Origin of the sequence: Gemmatimonas phototrophica, from assembly GCF_000695095.2 — a bacterium.
GTDB classification, from domain to species: Bacteria; Gemmatimonadota; Gemmatimonadetes; order Gemmatimonadales; family Gemmatimonadaceae; genus Gemmatimonas; species Gemmatimonas phototrophica.
In genome coordinates this window covers 941069-960773 of the sequence record NZ_CP011454.1, presented here as the reverse complement: position 1 = coordinate 960773, position 19705 = coordinate 941069, and the positions used below count along the sequence as shown (strand labels likewise).

Genomic DNA, 19705 nt, shown 5'->3' with positions numbered 1-19705 from the left:
GCGGAGGTGGAGAGTGCCGGTCGCTCACACCGTCGCCGTCCTCGGTCAGACGCCCTGTCCGAATACACGGACCAGTCCTCGTAATGCCGTTCAGCGGTGCCAGCCCAAGCACCGGTGCGAATCGCGAGCCGGGTTGGAACTGCCAACCGAGGACTGCTCCGATGTCGCGGACAGGGCGTCCAAACGAGGACTGGTTCCGGCATGAGTCAGGCGGCGTACTGCTGCGGCCAGTGTGTTCAATCTTTAAAAATGTTGAACTGGCGGAGGTGGAGAGTGCCGGTCGCTCACACCGTCGCCGTCCTCGGTCAGACGCCCTGTCCGAATACACGGACCAGTCCTCGTAATGCCGTTCAGCGGTGTCAGCCCAGACGCCGGCAATAGTGGAACGCCACAAGCCACCGCACGGCCCAGGCAGTGTATTTTCCGGCGTGTCCCACTTCTCCTTCGAAACCCAACACACTGACGGCCACGCCCGGGCCGGGGTCTTTCACACCCCGCATGGCCCCGTGGAAACGCCGCAGTTCATGCCTGTTGGCACGCTCGCCAGCGTGAAGTCGCTCGATCCCGAAGACCTGTCGCGGCTGGGCGCCACCATGGTGCTGGCCAACGCGTACCACCTACGCCTGCGGCCAGGCGATGAGCTCGTGCGCACCATGGGTGGCCTGCACCAATTCATGCAGTGGTCCGGGCCCATGCTCACCGACTCCGGGGGGTTCCAGGTGTTCTCCCTGGAGGGGCTGCGCACCATCCAGGAAGAAGGGGTCGAATTCCGCAGCCACCTTGACGGGTCGCTGCAGCAGTTCACCCCCGAATCGGTCATGCGCATTGAGCGCAATCTGGGCGCTGACGTGATCATGCAATTCGATCACGTGGTCCCCGGGCAGTCGCCGCACGACCTGGCCAAGGTGGCCATGGAACGCAGCATCCGGTGGCTCGACCGGTGCCGGATTGCCTTTGACGAACTCCAGGCCACCGATCTCAGTGCCCCCACCCCCGTGCAGGCGCTCTTCCCCATCGTGCAGGGGGGAATTCATGCCGACCTCCGCCGGGCGTCCGCCCAGGCCATTCGCAACGCGGGGGATTGGGTGGGGTACGGCATTGGCGGCCTGTCCGTGGGCGAAGCCAAGCCCGACATGTACGCCATGCTGGACGTGGTCAACGAGGAGCTGCCCACCGACCGCCCCCGGTACCTGATGGGGGTCGGCTTCCCGGAGGATCTGGTGGAGGGGGTGGCCCGCGGTGTGGATGTCTTTGACTGTGTGGCCCCCACCCGGATGGGCCGGACCGGGGCCTTCTTTACCAGCACCGGGCGCCGGAGCATCAAGAACGCCCAGTGGCGGACTGACCCGGAGCCGCTGGAGGTGGGGTGTACCTGCGCCGCTTGTACCCGCTTCTCGAAGGCCTACATCCGGCACTTATTCGTGGCCGAAGAGATTCTCGGACTCCGCCTCCTGAGCCTGCACAATGTACATTTCCTTGTCGCGTTGATGCGCGACGCCCGGGCCGCCGTCCAGGCCGGCACGTTCGAGGGCTGGAGCCGTGACTGGCTCGCCCGCTACCACTCCAGAAAGACCGCCTCATGACCGCTTCCGTCATTGCCAGCTTCGCACTTCTGCAGGGCGCGCCTACCCAGGCCATCCCGCAGATGATTTTCATGTACGGCGCGATCTTCGCGATCTTCTACTTCGTGCTCATCCGCCCGCAGCAGAAGCAGCGCAAGTCGCACGAGGAGCGCGTGAAGACGCTCAAGAAGGGCGATGAAATCGTCACCGCCGGCGGCATTGTGGGCGAAGTGCTGCACATCGCTTCACAGGGCAAGGACGGCGCCGCCACCCTGGCCGATCGAATCACGATCAAGTCGGGTGAGAGCAAGCTGATCGTCGAACGCGGCCGTATTGCCGCGGTTGGCGGTGGTACCCCCGCCGCGTAAGCGCTCGGTTCCATGGCCCGTCTCGATATTCACGTCCTCGGCTCTCCCATCCTGCGACAGGACACCGAGCGCGTTACGCAAATCACCCCGGAGCTCCGCCGTCTCGTGGACGACATGTTCGAGACGATGGAAGCCGCCAAGGGTGTGGGGCTTGCCGCGCCGCAGGTGGGGCGCAGCGAGCGTCTGTGTGTGGTGGACGCCGACGACACCCGGCTGGTGGTCATCAACCCGGAAATCGTCAGTCACGACGGCGGGCTGGTGAAAGGCGAAGAAGGCTGCCTCTCCATTCCCGAGATCTATGCCGACGTCAGCCGCCACGCGCGGGTGACGGTGCGGGCGCAGGACATCGATGGGGTGTGGTACGAAATCGAAGACGCGGCCAATCTCCTGGGCCGCTGCCTGCAGCACGAAATCGATCACCTGCACGGCAAACTCTTCACCGACCGACTCAGCCTGCTCAAGAAGCGATCGGCCATGAAAGAGTGGGACTACGAAAAGTCCAAGTATCCGAAAAATCTGCGCGTGCTTCCGGTGGGCGATCTGCCCCCCGAGAAGGGCGCCGCGGGCTCGGACGCGTAAGGCGACGCGGCCCCGTGAGAATTCTCTTCTGGGGCACGCCAGACTTCGCCGTGCCGCCCCTCCGCGCCCTTCTCGGTGAAGGGCACGACGTGGTGGGCGTGGTCACCCAGCCCGACAAACCACGGGGACGCTCGCGCACGCAGCTCGACCCGTCGCCGGTCAAGGTGGTGGCGCTCGAAGAAGGCCTTCCGGTGCTGCAGCCGCTCAAGCCGCGCGGCGATGCGTTCATGCAGCAGGTGCGTGAGCTGGCGCCGGACATCTCGGTTGTGGTGGCCTACGGGCACATTCTGCCCAAGGCCGTGATCGATCTGCCGCCACACGGCACGCTCAACATTCACGCGTCGCTGCTCCCCGAGCTGCGTGGCGCGGCGCCGATTCAGGCGTGCATCCTGCAGGGCATGACGGAGACGGGCGTCACCATCATGCAGATGGTACCAGCGCTCGACGCGGGTGACATGCTGCATGTGGTGCGCACCCCCATTGGTCCGGACACCACCTATGGGGAACTGCACGACCAGCTGGCGGAGATGGGAGCGCTGGCCATTGTGCAGGCACTGACGCTCATCGAGGCGGGGGTGTCGCGTGCTATTGCGCAGGACCACGCGCTCTCCACGTACGCCTCCAAGATCGATCGTTCCATGGCGCGCCTCGACTTTGCGCAGCCGGCCGCGCTGGTGTCGCGCGTGGCGCGCGCCTTTGATCCGCGTCCGGGGGCGTATGCGTCCCTGAAGGGACAGGATGTGAAGTGCTTCGGGGTGCGCGTCGTGGGCGATGGCAGCGATGCCGCATTGGACGAACCTACGCAGGCCAGCCCTCCCGGCACCGTGCGCAGCGCCGGCGACGACGGGTTGCTGGTACGCTGCGGCGTGGGCGCCGTGCGATTCATGGATGTGCAGCCCAGTGGCAAGCCGCGCATGACGGCCGCGTCCTGGGGCCGTGGCCGTGGTGTGGCGGCCGGCGATCAGTTTGACGTCGTGACGCCGGACGCGTTGCCGTGAGTGTCGTGAAGCGGCCGTACCAGGGCGAACAGAAAGGCCCCGATGTGACGGAGTCACGCACCGCAGCGGCCAACATGCTGGCCGACCTGCGGGCGGGGCAGCTGCTGGATGGCGCCTTCGAAAAGCGGACGCTGGCCCTCGACGCGCGCGATCGTCGCTGGGTGCAGGAGTTGGTGTGGGGGATGCTGCGCAGTCGCGGCCGACTCGACGCCATTCTGGCCGACCGCGTGCGCGGCGGCATTGCCAAGATCGATGTGGACGTGGCCGATCTGCTGCGACTGGGCACCTATCAGCTGCTCAGTATGGGGAGCGTGCCGCCCTACGCCGCCATTGGGCAGATGGTGCAGCTCACCAAGCAGCGGCACGGTATTGGAGCCAGCAAGCTGGCCAACGCCGTATTGCGGCGCATTGACCGGGAGCGGGCCACCATTGAGCCAGCCACGCCCTCGGATGCCCTGGAAGCGCTGGCGCAGCAGTACTCGCATCCCCGGTGGGTGGTGCAGCGGTGGAGTGAGCGCTGGGGCATGGAGGAGACGCGGGCCCTGCTCGACGCCAACAACGCCGCAGCCAGCATTGTGGTGCGTCCGTACGGTGTGGTGCGCGAACAGCTGGAGGCCATGCTCGATGGCGCTGGCGTGGAAACACACGAGGTCCCGCGCGTTGCCGATTCGTTGCGCCTGGCCACAGGGGTGGCGCTCACCGAACTGGGCGCCTTCAAGCAGGGCGCCCTCTACGTGCAGGACCCGGCGGCCACGTTGGTGGTGCAGTACGCGCATGTGGCCGAAGGCAGCACCGTGGCCGACCTGTGCGCCGCACCGGGGAGCAAGGCGCTGGAGCTCTCGCGCCGCGCTGGCCTGGTGCTCGCCGCCGATCGGAACATGACGCGTGTGGATCGCATGATGAACGGCTTTGGCCGGTTGGATGCCGAGCGGCTGCATGTGCTGGTGGCCGATGCCAGGCACCCCGCCATCACCCCGGTGGAAGCGGTGTTGGTGGATGTGCCCTGCACCGGGACTGGCACCTTTCGTCGGCACCCGGATGCGCGGTGGCGGTTGCAGGTGAGCGATTTTGCGGTGCTGGGCGCATTGCAGAAGCAGATTCTGCGCGCCGCCGCGACGGTGGTGAAGCCGGGCGGCTTGCTGATCTACAGCACCTGCTCACTGGAGCTCGAAGAGAACGACGAACAGGTGCAGCAGTTTCTGGCCGCACACCCGGAGTTCACGCTGGAGGCCCCGGCCCCCGGCGTGGTCCCCGACGATGTGCTCGACGGTGGGTATCTGCGTGTGCTGCCGCATCGCCACGGCTTTGACGGTGCCTTTGCCGCGCGTCTCCGGAGGAGTGCCTGATGGCTACCACCAAAAAGACTACGACCAAGGCGACGAACGGCGGCCGCCGCGCCGGAGCAGCAGCGTTCAAGCTGTGGGGCATTCGCGCCCTCATTGCCATCGTGGCCGGTGTCTCCATTGGCGCCGGCGCCGGCGTGATGACCGTGAGCAAACTCGAGCCGGGGCGTGGCACCGGTGTGGATTCGCTCGCCGTCATGCTCGACAGCATTGCCAAGGGGCGCATCCCCGAGCCGACGGCTCAGGAGCGCTCCGCCGAAGCCAAACGCAAGGCCGACAGCGTGAGCAGCGAGGCGGAAGCCCCGCCGGTTGAACTCACTGCCGTGCCGCAGGTAACAGACATGGAAGAGGGCGCCGCCCGGAACGCGCTCCTCGATGCCGGACTGCAGGTGGGAGAAGTGCAGTTCCAGGCGTCGTCCAAGCCGGCGGGCACCGTGCTCGCGTCCATGCCCCTGGCCGGAGCCCAGGTCGCCCCGCAAACACCGGTCACCCTCGTCCTCAGTGACGGGCGGACCGGCACCGATACGTTGTCCAGACCCTCGTCCCCTTTCGCCCCATGAACGTTCGCATCGCCCCGTCCGTCCTCAGCGCCGACTTCCGGAAACTCGGCGACGAGATTGCCATGTGTGAAGCCGGCGGCGCCGACTGGATTCACGTGGATGTCATGGATGGTCGGTTCGTGCCGAATCTGTCGTTCGGCGTGAAGGTCATTGAAGCCGTGAAGAAGTCCACCACCAAGGTGGTGGACGTGCATCTCATGGTGCTGGAGCCGGAGAACTATTTCGAAGACTACGTGAAGGCGGGCGCCGATGTGCTCACCATTCACGCGGAAGCGGCGCCCCATCTCGATCGTCAGCTCGCGCGCATCAAGGAACTGGGCGTCAAAGCCGGCGTGGCACTCAATCCGGCCACTCCGCTCAGCGCCATCGAAGAAGTGGCGCACATGCTCGACCTGCTGCTCATCATGAGCGTCAATCCGGGCTACGGCGGCCAGAAGTTCATCGACTACTCGGTGGACAAGATCGAACGCGCGCGCTTCCTGCTTGACCAGGCGCAGAGCCCCGCCGTGCTGGAAGTGGACGGGGGCATTTCGCGCGACACCATTCACCGCTGCTGGAAGGCGGGGGCCGACACGTTCGTGGCCGGCAACGCCGTCTTTGGGGCAGCACATCCGCAGCAGGAAATCGCCGTGCTGCGCAACCTCTGTTCGGAAAGCGTATGACCGCGAAACAGCAGTGGATGGTGGTGCTCGGCATCGTGGCCTTTCTGGTCGGCGGCGCCTTCACCGCATCGCATTTCCTCAAGGACGAACTGACCAACGTCACCACCGGCTCTGATGCGCCGGGCTTTGCGGCGTCCACCGTCGATGCGACGCCGCAGATGAAGTCGCTCAGCAATTATCGCGGCGAAGTCATTCTGCTCAATATCTGGGCCACCTGGTGCGGTCCGTGCCGTGAGGAGATGCCGGCCATCGAGCGCCTGCACCAGGAGCTGGGGGGTAAGGGACTCAAGATTGTGGCGGTCAGCGTGGACAACGCAGGCGAAGAACAGAAGATCCGTGACTTCGTGAAGGAGTTCGGCCTGAACTTCGAAGTGCTGCACGACGCCTCCGGATCCATTCAGGGCATTTATCGCACCACTGGTGTGCCGGAAACGTTCATCATCGACCGCGAAGGGGTGGTGCGGAAGCGGCTCATTGGCCACACCGATCTTACCCTGAACTACGACGGCAACAAGCGTCTGCTCGAGCAGCTGCTCGCGCAGCCCAAGTCGTAACGCCGCACCCGTTCGCGTGCGCATCCTCGGCATCGAAACCTCCTGCGACGAAACGTCGGCCGCCATCGTGCATGGCACCCCCGACGCCATGACGCTGGAGTCGCTGGTCATTCTCTCGCAGGACGTGCATCGCCTCTTTGGTGGGGTGGTGCCGGAGATTGCCAGTCGCCAGCACCTCACCGGCATTGTGCCGGCGGTAGAAACGGCGCTGCGGGATGCGCAGGTGGAAATGCCCAACGTGGACGCCATTGCGGTGACGCACGCGCCAGGGTTGGTGGGAGCGCTGCTGGTTGGCACGAGCTACGCCAAGGCGCTTGGCTTGGCCTATGGCAAGCCGGTGGTGCCCGTGCACCATCTCGAGGGGCATCTGTTTGCCACGCTGCTGGAGCATGGGCACGCGCAGCCCCCGTTCACCGCGTTGCTGGTGAGTGGGGGCCACACCCTGCTGCTGGATGTGCCGGCCTGGGGGCGCTATCAACTCCTGGGACAGACGCGCGATGATGCCGTAGGCGAGGCCTTTGACAAGGTGGCCAAGCTGCTGGGGCTCCCGTATCCCGGCGGCCGTCCGGTGGAACAGCTGGCGGCGACCGCCCCGAGTCCATCGCATGGGCATCCGCACCAGTTTCCGCGCCCCATGTTGCGGCGACGCGCGGTGATCTCCGACGACGACTACTTCGACTGCTCGTTCAGTGGACTCAAGACGGCGGTCCTGCATGCCGTACGTCACGCCGAGCAGGCGGGTGATCTCGAGGGACAGCGGGCCAGCATTGCGCGCGGCTTTCAGGACGCGGTGATCGAGACGCTGGTGGAGAAGGTGTATCGGGCGGCGAAACTCCGACGTCGCACGCGGGTGGTACTGGGCGGTGGCGTGGCCTGCAATGGCGCGCTGCAGACCGCCATGCGGGAACGCTTTGCCGGACGCGGGGGCGAGGTATTTGCGCCATCGCCCCGGTTGGCCACCGACAATGCGGCCATGATTGCTGCGGCGGGGCTGTTTCGCGCCATGAAAGGGGAACACGCCGATCCGGCCATGACCGCCACGGCGTCGTTACCGATCCCCGGGATTTTTTCAGGTAAGTTTTGACGATGCTTTTTCCCATACAGCACCACCCCACGGTCTTTCACCTTGGCCCGCTGGAACTCACCGGCTTCGGGCTGGCCGTGCTGGCCGCGTTTGCCATTGCGCAGATCGTCTGTCAGCGCGAGCTGTGGCGACGAGGCCATGACCGCGAGGCCGATGCCATTCCCGATGTGGTGATGGCGGCGCTCATTGGTACGCTCATTGGCGCCAAGACCTACTACGTGGTGCTCACCGGCGACCCCGGCGCGTTCTTCAGCCGCGGCGGCTTCGTGTTCTGGGGCGGCTTCATTGGGTCGGTGGCGCTCTGCTGGGCCACCATCAAGTACAAGAAGCTCAATTTCCTGCGTATCGCCGATGTGGCAGGTATTGCCATTGCGGCTGGCTACGCGGTAGGACGTACCGGCTGCTGGGCCGTGGGCGACGACTACGGGCGCCCTTTCAACGGGTTCTTCGCCACGCAGTTCCCTGAGGGCGCGCCCCCCAGCACGGTCGCCGTGATGAGCTCGCAGTTCGGCGTCGATTTTCCGGCCGGCACGAACCCGACCGATGTGGTGGCCGTGCATCCCACCCAGCTGTACGAGACCATCATGGGATTCATCATGTTTGCCATCCTGTGGCGGTTCCGGAAGCACACCCACAAGGACGGCTGGCTCTTTGGCGCCTATTGCATCGCCGCCGGTATCGAGCGCTTCATCGTCGAGTTCTTCCGCGCCAAGGACGACGCCCTCACGATTGGGCTGACCACGGCCCAGATCATCGCGCTGACGATTGGCTCGATCGGGGTGGCGCTGATGGTTGGACGTCGGCGTAGCGTGTAACGGCAACCGCGGTTCGGGTTTAGACCTGCCACTGCAGTTCTGGACTGCCACCGCAGTTGTGGACCTCCACTGCAGTTGAGGTGCACCGCAGTTGGGGTCTGTATGGAAGCGCCCGCCGGCTTTGCCGGGCGGGCGCATTCCTTTGGTGGCTTCCTTACGACCACTGCAGTGGCTGGTACATCAACCACCAAGAACGTGCCGCCCAGGCGAAGCCGGGCGGCACGTTCCGCAGAAACCCAAACCGCCGTGCTCCTCAACTGCAGTGGCAGTCCACACCTGCAGTGGCTGTCCAAAGACTGCCGTGGCAGGTCCAAACCCGAACCGCGGTTGCCGTTCCCCGAACCGCAGTTGCAGACCTCTATACGGTATCAATGCCGACCACCCAATTCCCCATTGCGGGAATCGCCCGGTCTCGTGTATACTCCAATATCACCCCTGAGAACCATTCTCAACTAGACACGTGCGCTCGGCTTCCCTCCCTACGCTCCAGCCCGCTGACCTCGCTCCGCGCACCACGTGCGCATTGAGCGCTTGTCGCGCCGGAACCCGCGCCACCGTCATTGATATCGAGTGCTCCGGTGATGAAGCCTGTCGCCTCCGCGCGCTCGGCCTCTGTGAAGGCACCGCCGTCAATATCATCGACGCCCGGGACTCCATGCTCCTCGAAGTGCGCGGGACGCGCCTCGCGCTCGGCTCCGCCCTCACTGCGGGCATCACCGTCCAGCCTGTCTCCGCGCGCGCCTGACGCGCACGACGGCGCTGATTGGCCCCGTGTCGCGATCCTCCAGCGACACACGCTCGCAACCCCGTGACGACTATCCAACCTTCCCCGACCGACAGCACCACGCCGGTCGCGACTGAAGCCCGTCACGACGGCCGCCAGGAGCTGCTGCGGGTCGCCATCATTGGCAACCCCAACACCGGCAAGACGACGCTCTTCAACGCCCTCACCGGGCTGCGCCAGCGCGTCGGCAACTTTGCCGGTGTCACCGTCGAGCGAGTCGAAGGCGGCTTCAAGGGCCCCGACGGCCGCCGCATTACGGTCCTCGACCTGCCCGGGAGCTACTCGCTGTCCGCCGGGTCGCCCGATGAACAGGTGGCACTCGAAGTGCTCCTGCACCGGGACGCCGACCGGTGGACCCCCGACGTCGTCCTCGTCGTCATCGACGCCGTCCACCTCGAGCGCAATCTCTTTCTCGCCAGTCAGGTCCTCGAGCTCGGCATCCCGGTCGTCATTGCGCTGAATCAGTTTGATGTCGCGCAGGACGAAGGGATTGCGATCGATGTGCCGGAGCTCATTCACGAGCTGGGCGTGCCCATTGTGCCCACCGTGGCCAAGCGCGGCGAAGGACTCGATCCGCTCAAGCGGGCCCTGATTACCGCCGCCTCCCTCCCGGCCCCGGCGCGCAAGTTTGTGCTCCCTGCCGACGTGGAAGACGCCCTCGCGCCGCTCAAGAGCTGCCTGGTGGAGGCCGGACTCACGCCGACTGCCGCCGGGATGGAAGCGCTCCGGCTGCTCAGCGTCAGCAAGAGTGAACCGCATCTGGTCACCGTGCCCCAGCTGCAGGTGCAGATCCAGGATGCCATGGCCACGCTCAAGAACCGCGGGTTCACCCCCAATCGCCTCGAAAGCGAAGTGCGGTACGCGTGGATTGCGGGAGTCATTGAACGTACGGTGTCCCGCCCTCGCACCATCAAGCAGAACCTCAGCGATCAGATTGACCGCATCGCCCTGCACCGGGTGCTTGGGCCGGTCATCTTTCTCGTGCTCATGGCGGTCGTCTTCCAGGCGGTCTTCTCCTGGGCGACACCACTCATGGACGGCATTGAGGTGCTCATAGGTGCGCTGGGTGGCGCGGTGGGTGACCGCATGGCCGACGGCGATCTCAAATCGCTCGTCGTCGATGGCGTGTTTGGTGGCGTGGGTTCGGTGCTGGTCTTTCTGCCACAGATCGCCATTCTCTTCGCGTTCATTACGCTGCTTGAGCACTCGGGGTACATGGCGCGCGCGGCGTTCCTCATGGATCGCATCATGCGCACGGTGGGGCTGCACGGGAAAAGCTTCATTCCCATGCTCTCCGGCTATGCCTGTGCGGTGCCGGGGGTGATGGCGACGCGTACCATTGAAGATCCCAAGGACCGCCTCGCCACCATCATGGTGGTGCCACTCATGAGCTGTTCGGCGCGGCTCCCCGTGTACACGTTGCTCATTGGTGCGTTTGTCCCCGCCACGTCGCTCATTCCGGGACTCACGCTGCAGGGCGCCACGATGCTGGGCATGTATCTGCTGGGCACGGTGGCGGCATTGGCGGTGGCCGCCATCTTCAAGCGCACGCTCCTCAAGGGGCCCGTGCGCCCCATGATTCTCGAACTGCCCCCCTACCGGTTGCCCAGCGCGTGGTCGCTGCTGGTAAGTGTGGCGCAACGCTGTCAGCTGTTCCTGCGCCGCGCCGGTACCGTCATTCTGGCGCTCAGCATCGTGCTCTGGGCCATGGCCACCTACCCCAAGTCGGCCGTGGACGCGTCACTCCCCGCCGAAGCGCAGCAGGAACAACAACTCGAACACTCCGTCCTGGGGCAAATCGGGCACGCCATTGAACCTGTAGTGCGCCCGCTGGGGTACGATTGGAAGATTGGTGTCTCCATCGCTGCCTCCTTCGCCGCCCGTGAAGTATTTGTGTCCACCATGGGCACCATCTACGGCGTCGGCAGCGAGAACGAAGCGGCACTCACGGAGAAGCTGGTCGCCGAAACCAACCCGGTCACCGGGCAGCGCGTGTACACGCCGCTGGTGGCCATTGGCCTCATGGTGTTCTACGTGTTCGCTCTCATGTGCATCAGCACGGTTGCCGTTACCGTGCGCGAGGCCGGTGGCGGCGCGCTCGGGTGGAAATGGGCCACGATTCAGTTCGGCTACATGCTGGTGCTCGCGTACGTTGCCGCCTGGATCGTGTACGCGGGCGGTACCGCCCTTGGCTGGGGAGGCTGAGATGGAAACGATCGTGGTTGTCCTGATCGTCGGCGCAGCCGCCGCTTTCGTGGGGCGCCGAGCGTGGGCTTCGCTCGCTGCGGCCCGTAAACCCAAGAGCGGATGCGGCAGCGATTGCGGGTGCGGGTGAATGCCAGTTGGACTGAGAACTGACAACTGATACTGATTACTGACAACTCAAACTGAAAACTGACCACTCGCCTGCGGCTCACGAGTTTTCAGTGGTCAGTAGGAGTTTTCAGTTGTCAGTTCGACTTGTCAGTTTGCAGTCTTCGTGCGCTCAACTCTCCCCCACAATCTGCGCAATCTGACCCCACGCCTCGTCGGCGCCCGCAAATACATCGCGCGCCGCCAGTACCCACCGGCGCCAGTCGGCAATGCGGGTATCCGTCGCACCGGTCTGTACCGTCTGACCCGCCAGCCGTAACCGCTCCAGCGCGGCAAACAGCGGCGCCGCTTCATCTTCAATGGCGGCTTCCAGCGCACGCTGTTCGGCGGCGTTCTCCGGCGCGAGCGTCGTGGCAATCTGCGCCGAGGCTGCCGACATGGCCGCGGTCAACGCAGCGCCATCCATGAGCGTGACTTGCCGCGATGGATCGCTCACTCCATGTACCGCCTGCCGCGCCGCGAGCAGCGGCGCGAACCACATATCGTGCGCGGTATGCAGGGGACTGCGGCCGTTGGCGCGGATATCCGTACGGCGCACGGCGCCCAGCTCACGCAGGCCGCGCGTGAGCTCAGGCATGCGACAGGCACGATCGACAATGGCCTGTGCCAGCGGACGCAACGCGTCGCTGCCGGAGAGCTCCAGCACATCGTGGTCACGCAAGTACACCGTCAGCGACGACGGGCCCGTGCCCACGCCTTCAATGCCGTCGAGCTCCAGACGCCAGGCGGCGGCCGTGGGCCACGACAACACCACCGCCGCCGTATCGAGCGTCACGACGGCCGTGGCATTGATCTCGCGCCCGCGCACAATGCCCACGACTTGCACCGACAGCGCATCGGGGGGGAAATCCGACGGGGAGTTCATACAGTGCCAACCCGGTCCGCCATGTATATCGTCACGCGAGGATGCTCTCCACCACGGCATCCGTATTGGCAAGCGTGGCAAACACCGCCGCCGGGTCGTGCGCCAACAGTTCGCTCACCGAGTAGCGCCCCGTCGCCACGCCAATGGCGCGAACGTTGAGCGATCGACCACAATGGATATCAGCCGGCGTATCGCCAATGATCACCATCTGTTCACCGGGGATCTCCCGACCCAGCAGCGCCTGGGCACGCTGCTGCGCCACGGCCGGCAACATGGGCCGGTGTTCGTGATCGCTGCCAAAGGCGTTCACCAGGAACTGCTCCCAGGCCAGCTTCACGGCGTGAATTTTCTGCTTTGCGCCCTGCTCGATATTGCCCGTGAGCAACCCCAGGGTGACGTGCTCGTGCGCCCCGAGCCGTTCGAGCAACGGCGGAATTCCTTCCATGAGCACGGCCTGCTCCGTTCCGCTCGCCAGTTCCTGCGCCAGCCGTTCGGCGTACAGACTGAACACGTCGTGCATGCGGGCGTCAATCACGTCATCGGAGACACCGGCCCAGCGCATCTGTTCGCGGGTGATCTGGCGATCCGTCTTGCCATCGTAGCGATACGCGGGATCGCCGTGCGCCCCGAACACGGTAAACAGGGCATGCTCCATGGAGCGACGCCCGGCACCGTCCGTGCGCAGCAACGTGCCATCGATATCAAACAACACCACCTTCATGCCGCTTCCTCCAGGGCTTCCGGGGCCGGTCGGACTTTGGCAGTCCGCGAGACGAGCAGCCCCGCCATGATGAATCCAGCCCCGAGCAGCTGCCAGCTGGTGGGCGTCTCGTGCAGCATGGCCCACGCAACGGCGATGGCAATGATGGGCTGGAGATTGCCATACATGGCCGTCTTGGTGGGGCCCAGCACCCGAACGCCGTGGTAGAACAACATGTACCCCACCACCATGGCGCCCAGCGCCGAATAGGCGACCGCCCCCCAACCGGTACGACTCACCGCGCCCCAGTCGAGACGCAGCATGTCAGGCAAGCCAACGATGGCCATCATCAGCGCGCCACTGGCGAGTGTAATGGCCGAGAGATGCAGGGCGTGGGCCCGCTGCGTGTACGGCTGCAGCAGCACGCTGTACAGCGCCCACGCGATACTGCCGGCCGAGATGAGCACGGCGCCAATGAGCCCCTGCTCGCCGCCTTCAAACCCCTGCGTACTGCCCACCACGCAGACAACACCCACCAGCTGCAAGCCAATCCCGCCCCATCCCAGACGCGACACGCGTTCGCGCCCCAACATGCGGGACATGATGGCAATCCAGGCTGGCCCGGCGGCGACGATGAGCGCGGCCACACCGGCCCGCGTACGGGCCATGCCCGAGATGAACAGCAGCTGATAAAAGCCATTGCCCAGCAGGCCGAGCAGAAACAGCTGGAGCGCATCGCGACGCGAGGGCCACGCATCGCGGATGAATTGCGCCACGGCAAAGAGCACGAGCGCCGCGAACACCATGCGCACTGCAGTGAACGACAGCGGGGTCATGGCCTGCAGCCCGGCCTTCACCACGCTGTAGTTCACTCCCCAGATGGTCGCCATGAGCACCAGGCCGGCGTCCGTCATACCGAACCCGTTCGGGGTCGCGACGGCGGGAGGCTGGCGACGCTCGGCGGCGGCCGGTGAGGAGGACGGAGACGACATCTTCCAATGTAGGCAGGGCAGCGGCACCCGGGGTAGCGCGAGGTGGGTTATCTTCACCGGATGCATGTCTCCTTTGCGCTCTTCGCCGACGCGGCGAACATCTCCCAGGAAGGGAAGCTCAACATCCTCGGCGTCTTTGACGCCGTGCAGGTTGGCCAGTTCCCTACCCTGCATCCCCGCACCACCTTCGTGTTGCGCCTCAAGGCCACCTCACAGGATGTGGGAGTCCACCCGCTCACGTTGCGCTGGATGAATCCGCGTGGCAACGAATTGTGGAGCTCACAGGCCGAACTCGAAGTTGGCGCGGCACCGGCCGGCACGAGTGAGATCGACATGCCGGTCATCATTCAGCTCGATCTGCCACTCGATGTCACCGGCGAGTATCGCATGATCATCAATGTCGGATCACAGCATACCGCCACCTGCACGCTGCAGGTACACGGCGGTCAGGCGCCCGCGCTGCCCACGCAGCCGCCGGCGATGGTGAGCTGACGGCCCTATCCCCCTATGCGGTGCACTCCGGTGCACTGCGCCCGCAGTCGCGCCACGTAGGGCTCGTCCTGGTCCATCTGCTCAATGGCCACTCCACCGCGGGTGAGCGCACTGTGGACCATGCGACGCTCGCCGAGCGAGATGCCGACATGCGTGATGCGGCGGTCGTCGCGGTCCGAGAAGAACAGGAGATCGCCGGGGGCATGCAGCGCCGCCGCATCGTCGTGCACCGGCGTGGTGGCTTCAGCCTGCTGCCAGGCGTCGCGCGGGAGTGGTACGCCATGCAGTGCCAGCACGCGCTGCACCAACCCCGAGCAGTCCACGCCCCAGGGGGTCACACCGCCCCACTGATAGCTGGCGCCGGTGAACAGCGTGGCGGCGCTGTCGGCGATGGCCTGCACGGCGCGCGGGAAACGCGAGGCGCGGGCCTCCAACGCAATGGCGTCACCGTCAAGCACCTCATGTGTTGGCGCCAAGCGCGCCCCCAAGGGCCAACGCCGAGTCGTCCCGTGCGCATCGCGGGTGACACACCCCAGCGAAATACGCCACGTGCCCTCGGTCCCGTTGCACGGCATGAGGTAACCCACGTGCGTCCAGCCTTCGTACTCGTCGGCACCACGCACGCGCAGCCAATCGCCGCGACCGTCTACCAGGTGCACGACTTCGCCCCCCAGCAGCTGGGAGGTGAGCGAGGCGGAAATCCTCGCCTCGCCAAGGAGCGGGGCAATGGCCGATCGCACCGTGAAGCGATCGGCGGTGGAAAGCGTCAGGGAAGTCACCCTGAAAAGTTACTGCGACGCTACTGGGAGGCCAGCAGCTGCTGTACGCGTTGCGCCAATTCGGCCAGCGTAAACGGCTTGGCCAGCACCGGGCGTCCGGTCAGACGAATGAAGCGGGAGGCCTGAGGGCTGTGCAGATCACCGGTCATGAACACCACCTTGGACGACTGCTCCGGGTGCATGGCCTGCATGGTTTCGTACACATCCTCCCCCGTAATGCCCTTCATGCGCAAATCGAGCAGAATGAGATCGAAGCGCTTGCTATTGAGCAGGTCGAGGGCCGCGCTGCCGTTGTCGACGACCTCCACGACGTACCCGCTGCTACGCAGGAACCGGCTGATGGCAGCGCGCAACGTGTGTTCATCTTCGATGAGCAGAATGGCCTCGCCACGCGACTGCTCATCAGGGATCGCCTGCGTATCCACCGGCGTGACTTCCAGCTGAGCCGCAGTACCGCCGGCGGCATTGGGCCCCTTCACATGGGCCGGGAGGGCAGGCAGGACGATGGTAAACTCGGCCCCGTCTCCCGGCGTGGAGTGCACCTCGAGGTGCCCACCATGGTCACGAACGATCGTGTGCGTGATCGTGAGCCCGAGGCCGCGGTGGCCACGCGATCCGCGTGTCGTGAACATCGGTTCCATCAGCCGGCTCAGGTGCTGCGGCTGAATGCCGGGCCCGGAGTCCTTCACGGTAATCCGAACGCGCTCCCCATCCATGGCGGAGGTCACCCGCAGTTCGCGTCGCCCGTGATGTTCACTCAACGCCTGCTCGGCGTTGGTGATGAGATTGGAAATCACCTGCTGCAGCTGCAGACGGTCGCCGTCCACCAATCGGAGGGCAGACGCCAGGTCGCTTTCCACCGTGACATCGAGGGAACGCAAGGTGTAGCTGTGATGATCCAGCGCGCGCTTCAGCACCGTGGTCACATCCACCGGGGCACGCGTACCGCCCAACTGTGGCGCTTCGCCGGTGGTATCGAGCAACTGCCCCACGATCTGCGAGGCGCGTCTGGCCTCCTCGACAATCTGTGACACGGCGCGACGGTCCTCGCTTCCCATCGTGGGCGAACTGATTTGCAATTCCGCCACGGCCAGCAGGCTGGCCAGCGGATTGTTCAGTTCATTGGCCACACGTCCCAACGACTGCCCCACGGCCGCGAGTCGCGCCTGTTGCAGGGTGGCCTCGCGTCGGACTTCGTCGTTCGTGATGTCCCGGACAATGCCGAGCGCCCCAACCACCTGGCCGCTGTCCTCGAACGGGGCCGTGGTGACCATGGTCAGTCGTGATCCACTCACGCCAATGCAGCGGACCTGGGCCCGTCGCCGCTCGCCAGCGAGCGTCGCGCGCATCTCGCGGTCGGCCACCGGGCGATCCATCGGATCCACCAGCGCGAGATAATGCTGCCCCAGCACCTGGTCACGCGAGAGCCCCGCTTCCTTGAGGAAGCCGGCATTGACGCTGGTGAAACGGCCGTCAGCGTCCACCGTGAAGATGGCGTCGGTTGCACTCTCCACGAGTCGGCGGTACAGCTCTTCGCTGCGCTGGCGCGCCTGAGCATCAGCGCGCTGCGCCGTTACATCGCGCAGACAGGACACCGTTCCGGTGACTTCGTGCAATTCGTGCAACGGTGCACTACTGACCTGAACGATGCGTGCGGACCCGTCGGCGTGCATGACTTCGCATTCGTACCGACGGCTTTCGCCGCGGCGGCCGGCCTGCTCATGCTCTTCGACCTCCAGCCGCGAACCATCTGACACCAGCCGCGACGCGGACTCCCCGACAAGGTTGCCCCGCCCGAACAGGGTATGCGCCGCCGGATTGGCGAAGATGATTCGCCCATCGAGCCCGGTGATGACAATCGCGTCGGAGACGGTATCGAGGACTTTGCGGTGCTGCTCCGCCAGGCGGGCGGTTTCGGTGACGTCGTCAAACGTGATGACACACCCGCCATCGGGATGCGACGCCGCCAGCAGCGAGAACAAGCGCCCGGTCGCCATGTCGCGCACGGTGCCGCGTACCGGCACACCGTCGATGAGCGCGCGTGAAATGAAGGCGTCAAGCTGGTGCCCTTCCGGTGAGTCGCCGGCACCAACCAGCGCATCGCGGAAACGACGCCCCAGCAACCCGGGAATGCTGAAGCCGCACAACTCGGCCGCCCGTGTGTTGCAGCGGCTGACCGTGAGCGATTCCTCCAGCACCACGATGCCGCTGGCAGTACTGTCAAAGGCCACCTTCCATTCACGCGTGGCTTTTTCGATTTCCTCAAAGAGCCGAGCGTTCACAATGGCCACCGACACATGATCGGCCAGCCGCTGCAACACCTTGGCATCTTCTCCGTCGAACGGCTTCTCGCGATTGAGAATGGAGATGGCGCCAATGGTGCCGCCGCCCGTCACAAACGGCGCAATCAGCGTGCGCTGAATGCGCATCAGATGCTGCACCGACCGGTTCAGCGCATTGTCGCCACTGAACTCATTCACCAGAATGAGATCGTTCGTAAGAACCGACCGCCCGATCAGGCTCGCGTTGATGGGGAGGTGCACCCCGCTCAGCACATCGGCCGTTCCGATGGACGCCACGATGTGGAGATAGTCGCCAGTGCGCAGGGCAATGCAGGCGCCCTCCACGTTGAGCAGCGAGACGGCATGGCGCAGAATGAGGCGCAGCACTTCGCCGAGGCGCAGCGACTCGCCCACGGCGCGCGCCACATCGGCGAGCGCTTCCGTGGTGCGGCGTTCGCGCTCGCTCTCGGCGTAGCGGCGGGCATTCGCAATGGCTGTCGCGGCCTGCGACGCCATCGTGGCCAGCATCTCCTCGTCTTCCGCCGTGTACATGTCGGCGTTGGTGGAGTGCACGGCCAGCACGCCCAGCAGACGGATCCCAACGCGAATGGGCACCGCCACGGCACTCGTGGCCGCTCCCGATTCGCCGACGATATCGTACATCGACAGCGGCGGGGCGAGCCCCGCCTTCTCGCGGGCGCGGTCGGCCTCACGATCGCCCACCCGTACCGGACGCCCGGTACGCGCCACTTCCGCCACCAACCCTTCCCCGAGGCGCACCTGGCCGCGCGGGCGCTCCACCCCACGCAACAGCCGCAAGGCCGTGGTGAGAATATCGTGCTGCAAATCAGGGACTAGCACGGCGATACCGTCGCACCGAATGGCGCGCTGCACCTGGCGCGCGAGCTCGCGCATGATCTCCTGTTCGTCAAGCGAACGTGTCAGTGACGCGCCGGCTTCCTGCAGCAGCGACAACCGTTCGTGACGCAACATGGCCAGCGCTTCCAGCGCGTCGTACGACACCCGCGCCGTCAGGTGACGCACAATGGCAGCGAGGTCACGACGGCGCGCATCACTGGGGCGCCGCCCGTCGCGGGCACCGGCCAGCTTGATGGTGCCGATCACGTCCTGCCTCGGCCCGCGCATAATCGCGACAATCAGATCCGTGGGAAGCCAGCTCTGCCCATCGCCGGCGGGCGAGGGATCCGCACCGAAAAACTCGCGGGCCACCCACTCATCGCTCCCGTCCAGCAGACAGAGATCGCCCACCCGGAAGCGCTCAAGATGGGGCAAGCGCCGACGCCAAACGGCGCCCGGCAACGGTTTGAGCCCCAGCCCGGTCAGCGACGCCATGTCCGTCTTGCCGGCATGGGCCACGACGGTGGGGTTGAGCGAGGGATCCCGCAGCGTCAGCACGACCCGGTCGAAACCCATCTCGTGCAGCAGATTCGCCGCCACCTGCACGCGCGCACCTGTAGACTCGGCGCGATCGATCGCGTCGAGCATATCGTGCAACGACTTGATGGCCGTCGCCGTGGACGGCGTAAACGTCTGGATCATGGGCACCACAAGGACGAGCCAGCTGGGAACTCGGAAACTAACCGACGCAGCATGAACGGCGCGTTACCTTGGCTCGTCTCGGTACTGAGACGAGAGACGGGAGAGGCGGGAGTCAGAGGTCAGATTTGTGAGGCGAGAGGGGCGACGGAAACGGCGTTATGAGTTATGGGGTTACCGGGTAACGGCGGGAACGGGCGCTGTTTTGGCGGTGTCGGTGGGGGGCACACACGCGCGGAGGAACTGCTCGGACCTCTCACCATCGTGGTTATCGGGCCTCGCACAGTCGATATCCATCGCACCTCGCGACTCGCAACGCTCGGACCTCTACATCTCGAGTCGGCAGTCTCAGATCC

Annotated in this window: 19 protein-coding genes; 14 read left to right on the top strand and 5 right to left on the bottom strand. The window is 65.4% G+C overall.

Translation table 11 applies throughout. The annotated features are described in order from the left end of the window. Positions 1-428: 428 nt before the first annotated feature. From tgt to GEMMAAP_RS21275, 13 genes are all read left to right on the top strand, one after another. Positions 429-1583 carry a tRNA guanosine(34) transglycosylase Tgt gene (tgt, locus tag GEMMAAP_RS04000; protein WP_026850149.1) on the top strand — a complete coding sequence of 385 codons (1155 nt, stop codon included), beginning with the start codon at positions 429-431 and terminating at the stop codon, positions 1581-1583. Continuing rightward, a complete protein-coding gene (gene yajC, locus GEMMAAP_RS03995) occupies positions 1580-1930 on the top strand; it encodes a preprotein translocase subunit YajC (RefSeq protein WP_053334286.1) in 351 nt (116 codons plus the stop codon). The genes tgt and yajC overlap by 4 nt, the downstream gene beginning before the upstream one ends. Before the next feature lie 12 nt (positions 1931-1942). Then, positions 1943-2509, top strand: coding sequence for a peptide deformylase (gene def / locus GEMMAAP_RS03990; RefSeq protein ID WP_075071417.1), 567 nt, complete (start codon positions 1943-1945; stop codon positions 2507-2509). Next, the gene (gene fmt / locus GEMMAAP_RS03985) at positions 2413-3507 is read left to right on the top strand and encodes a methionyl-tRNA formyltransferase (RefSeq protein ID WP_338011327.1); all 1095 of its coding nucleotides are present in this window, start codon (positions 2413-2415) and stop codon (positions 3505-3507) included. The genes def and fmt overlap by 97 nt, the downstream gene beginning before the upstream one ends. A gap of 5 nt (positions 3508-3512) precedes the next feature. Then, complete coding sequence (rsmB, locus tag GEMMAAP_RS03980) at positions 3513-4853, top strand: 16S rRNA (cytosine(967)-C(5))-methyltransferase RsmB (protein ID WP_158514725.1); 1341 nt, start codon at positions 3513-3515, stop codon at positions 4851-4853. Beyond that, entirely contained in the window at positions 4853-5410 is a 558-nt protein-coding gene (locus GEMMAAP_RS03975; protein WP_026850151.1) for a PASTA domain-containing protein, read from the top strand. Before rsmB ends, GEMMAAP_RS03975 begins: the two co-directional genes overlap by 1 nt. Continuing rightward, the gene (gene rpe / locus GEMMAAP_RS03970; protein ID WP_026850152.1) at positions 5407-6072 is read left to right on the top strand and encodes a ribulose-phosphate 3-epimerase; all 666 of its coding nucleotides are present in this window, start codon (positions 5407-5409) and stop codon (positions 6070-6072) included. The genes GEMMAAP_RS03975 and rpe overlap by 4 nt, the downstream gene beginning before the upstream one ends. Next, positions 6069-6626, top strand: coding sequence for a TlpA disulfide reductase family protein (locus GEMMAAP_RS03965; RefSeq protein WP_053334288.1), 558 nt, complete (start codon positions 6069-6071; stop codon positions 6624-6626). The genes rpe and GEMMAAP_RS03965 overlap by 4 nt, the downstream gene beginning before the upstream one ends. A 16-nt stretch (positions 6627-6642) precedes the next feature. After that, a complete protein-coding gene (gene tsaD / locus GEMMAAP_RS03960; RefSeq protein WP_026850153.1) occupies positions 6643-7710 on the top strand; it encodes a tRNA (adenosine(37)-N6)-threonylcarbamoyltransferase complex transferase subunit TsaD in 1068 nt (355 codons plus the stop codon). 2 nt (positions 7711-7712) lie between these two features. Beyond that, positions 7713-8525 carry a prolipoprotein diacylglyceryl transferase gene (lgt, locus tag GEMMAAP_RS03955; RefSeq protein ID WP_026850154.1) on the top strand — a complete coding sequence of 271 codons (813 nt, stop codon included), beginning with the start codon at positions 7713-7715 and terminating at the stop codon, positions 8523-8525. A gap of 460 nt (positions 8526-8985) precedes the next feature. Then, a complete protein-coding gene (locus tag GEMMAAP_RS03950) occupies positions 8986-9270 on the top strand; it encodes a FeoA family protein (protein WP_043581088.1) in 285 nt (94 codons plus the stop codon). 63 nt (positions 9271-9333) lie between these two features. Further along, positions 9334-11514 (top strand): ferrous iron transport protein B, encoded by a 2181-nt coding sequence (gene feoB, locus GEMMAAP_RS03945; RefSeq protein WP_053334289.1) that lies wholly within the window; start codon positions 9334-9336, stop codon positions 11512-11514. 1 nt (position 11515) lies between these two features. After that, the gene (locus GEMMAAP_RS21275) at positions 11516-11644 is read left to right on the top strand and encodes a FeoB-associated Cys-rich membrane protein (RefSeq protein ID WP_484494430.1); all 129 of its coding nucleotides are present in this window, start codon (positions 11516-11518) and stop codon (positions 11642-11644) included. A 150-nt stretch (positions 11645-11794) separates the two neighbouring features. Here GEMMAAP_RS21275 and GEMMAAP_RS03940 read toward each other — a convergent pair whose 3' ends face one another. The 3 genes from GEMMAAP_RS03940 to GEMMAAP_RS03930 are packed head-to-tail and all read right to left on the bottom strand — an operon-like array spanning position 11795 to position 14239. After that, entirely contained in the window at positions 11795-12547 is a 753-nt protein-coding gene (locus GEMMAAP_RS03940) for a hypothetical protein (RefSeq protein WP_026850156.1), read from the bottom strand. Positions 12548-12578: 31 nt separating this feature from the next. After that, the gene (locus tag GEMMAAP_RS03935) at positions 12579-13268 is read right to left on the bottom strand and encodes an HAD family hydrolase (RefSeq protein WP_026850157.1); all 690 of its coding nucleotides are present in this window, start codon (positions 13266-13268) and stop codon (positions 12579-12581) included. After that, positions 13265-14239 carry a DMT family transporter gene (locus GEMMAAP_RS03930; RefSeq protein ID WP_158514724.1) on the bottom strand — a complete coding sequence of 325 codons (975 nt, stop codon included), beginning with the start codon at positions 14237-14239 and terminating at the stop codon, positions 13265-13267. The genes GEMMAAP_RS03935 and GEMMAAP_RS03930 overlap by 4 nt, the downstream gene beginning before the upstream one ends. Positions 14240-14299: 60 nt before the next feature. Here GEMMAAP_RS03930 and GEMMAAP_RS03925 point away from each other — a divergent pair, with 60 nt between their 5' ends. Then, positions 14300-14731: a DUF6941 family protein gene (locus tag GEMMAAP_RS03925; protein WP_026850159.1), complete on the top strand. Its 432-nt coding sequence runs from the start codon at positions 14300-14302 to the stop codon at positions 14729-14731. Between the two features lie 5 nt (positions 14732-14736). Here GEMMAAP_RS03925 and GEMMAAP_RS03920 read toward each other — a convergent pair whose 3' ends face one another. Both GEMMAAP_RS03920 and GEMMAAP_RS03915 read right to left on the bottom strand, forming a co-directional pair. Beyond that, a complete protein-coding gene (locus GEMMAAP_RS03920) occupies positions 14737-15510 on the bottom strand; it encodes a C40 family peptidase (protein ID WP_026850160.1) in 774 nt (257 codons plus the stop codon). Between the two features lie 20 nt (positions 15511-15530). Continuing rightward, positions 15531-19352 (bottom strand): PAS domain S-box protein, encoded by a 3822-nt coding sequence (locus GEMMAAP_RS03915; protein WP_026850161.1) that lies wholly within the window; start codon positions 19350-19352, stop codon positions 15531-15533. Positions 19353-19705 lie beyond the last annotated feature (353 nt).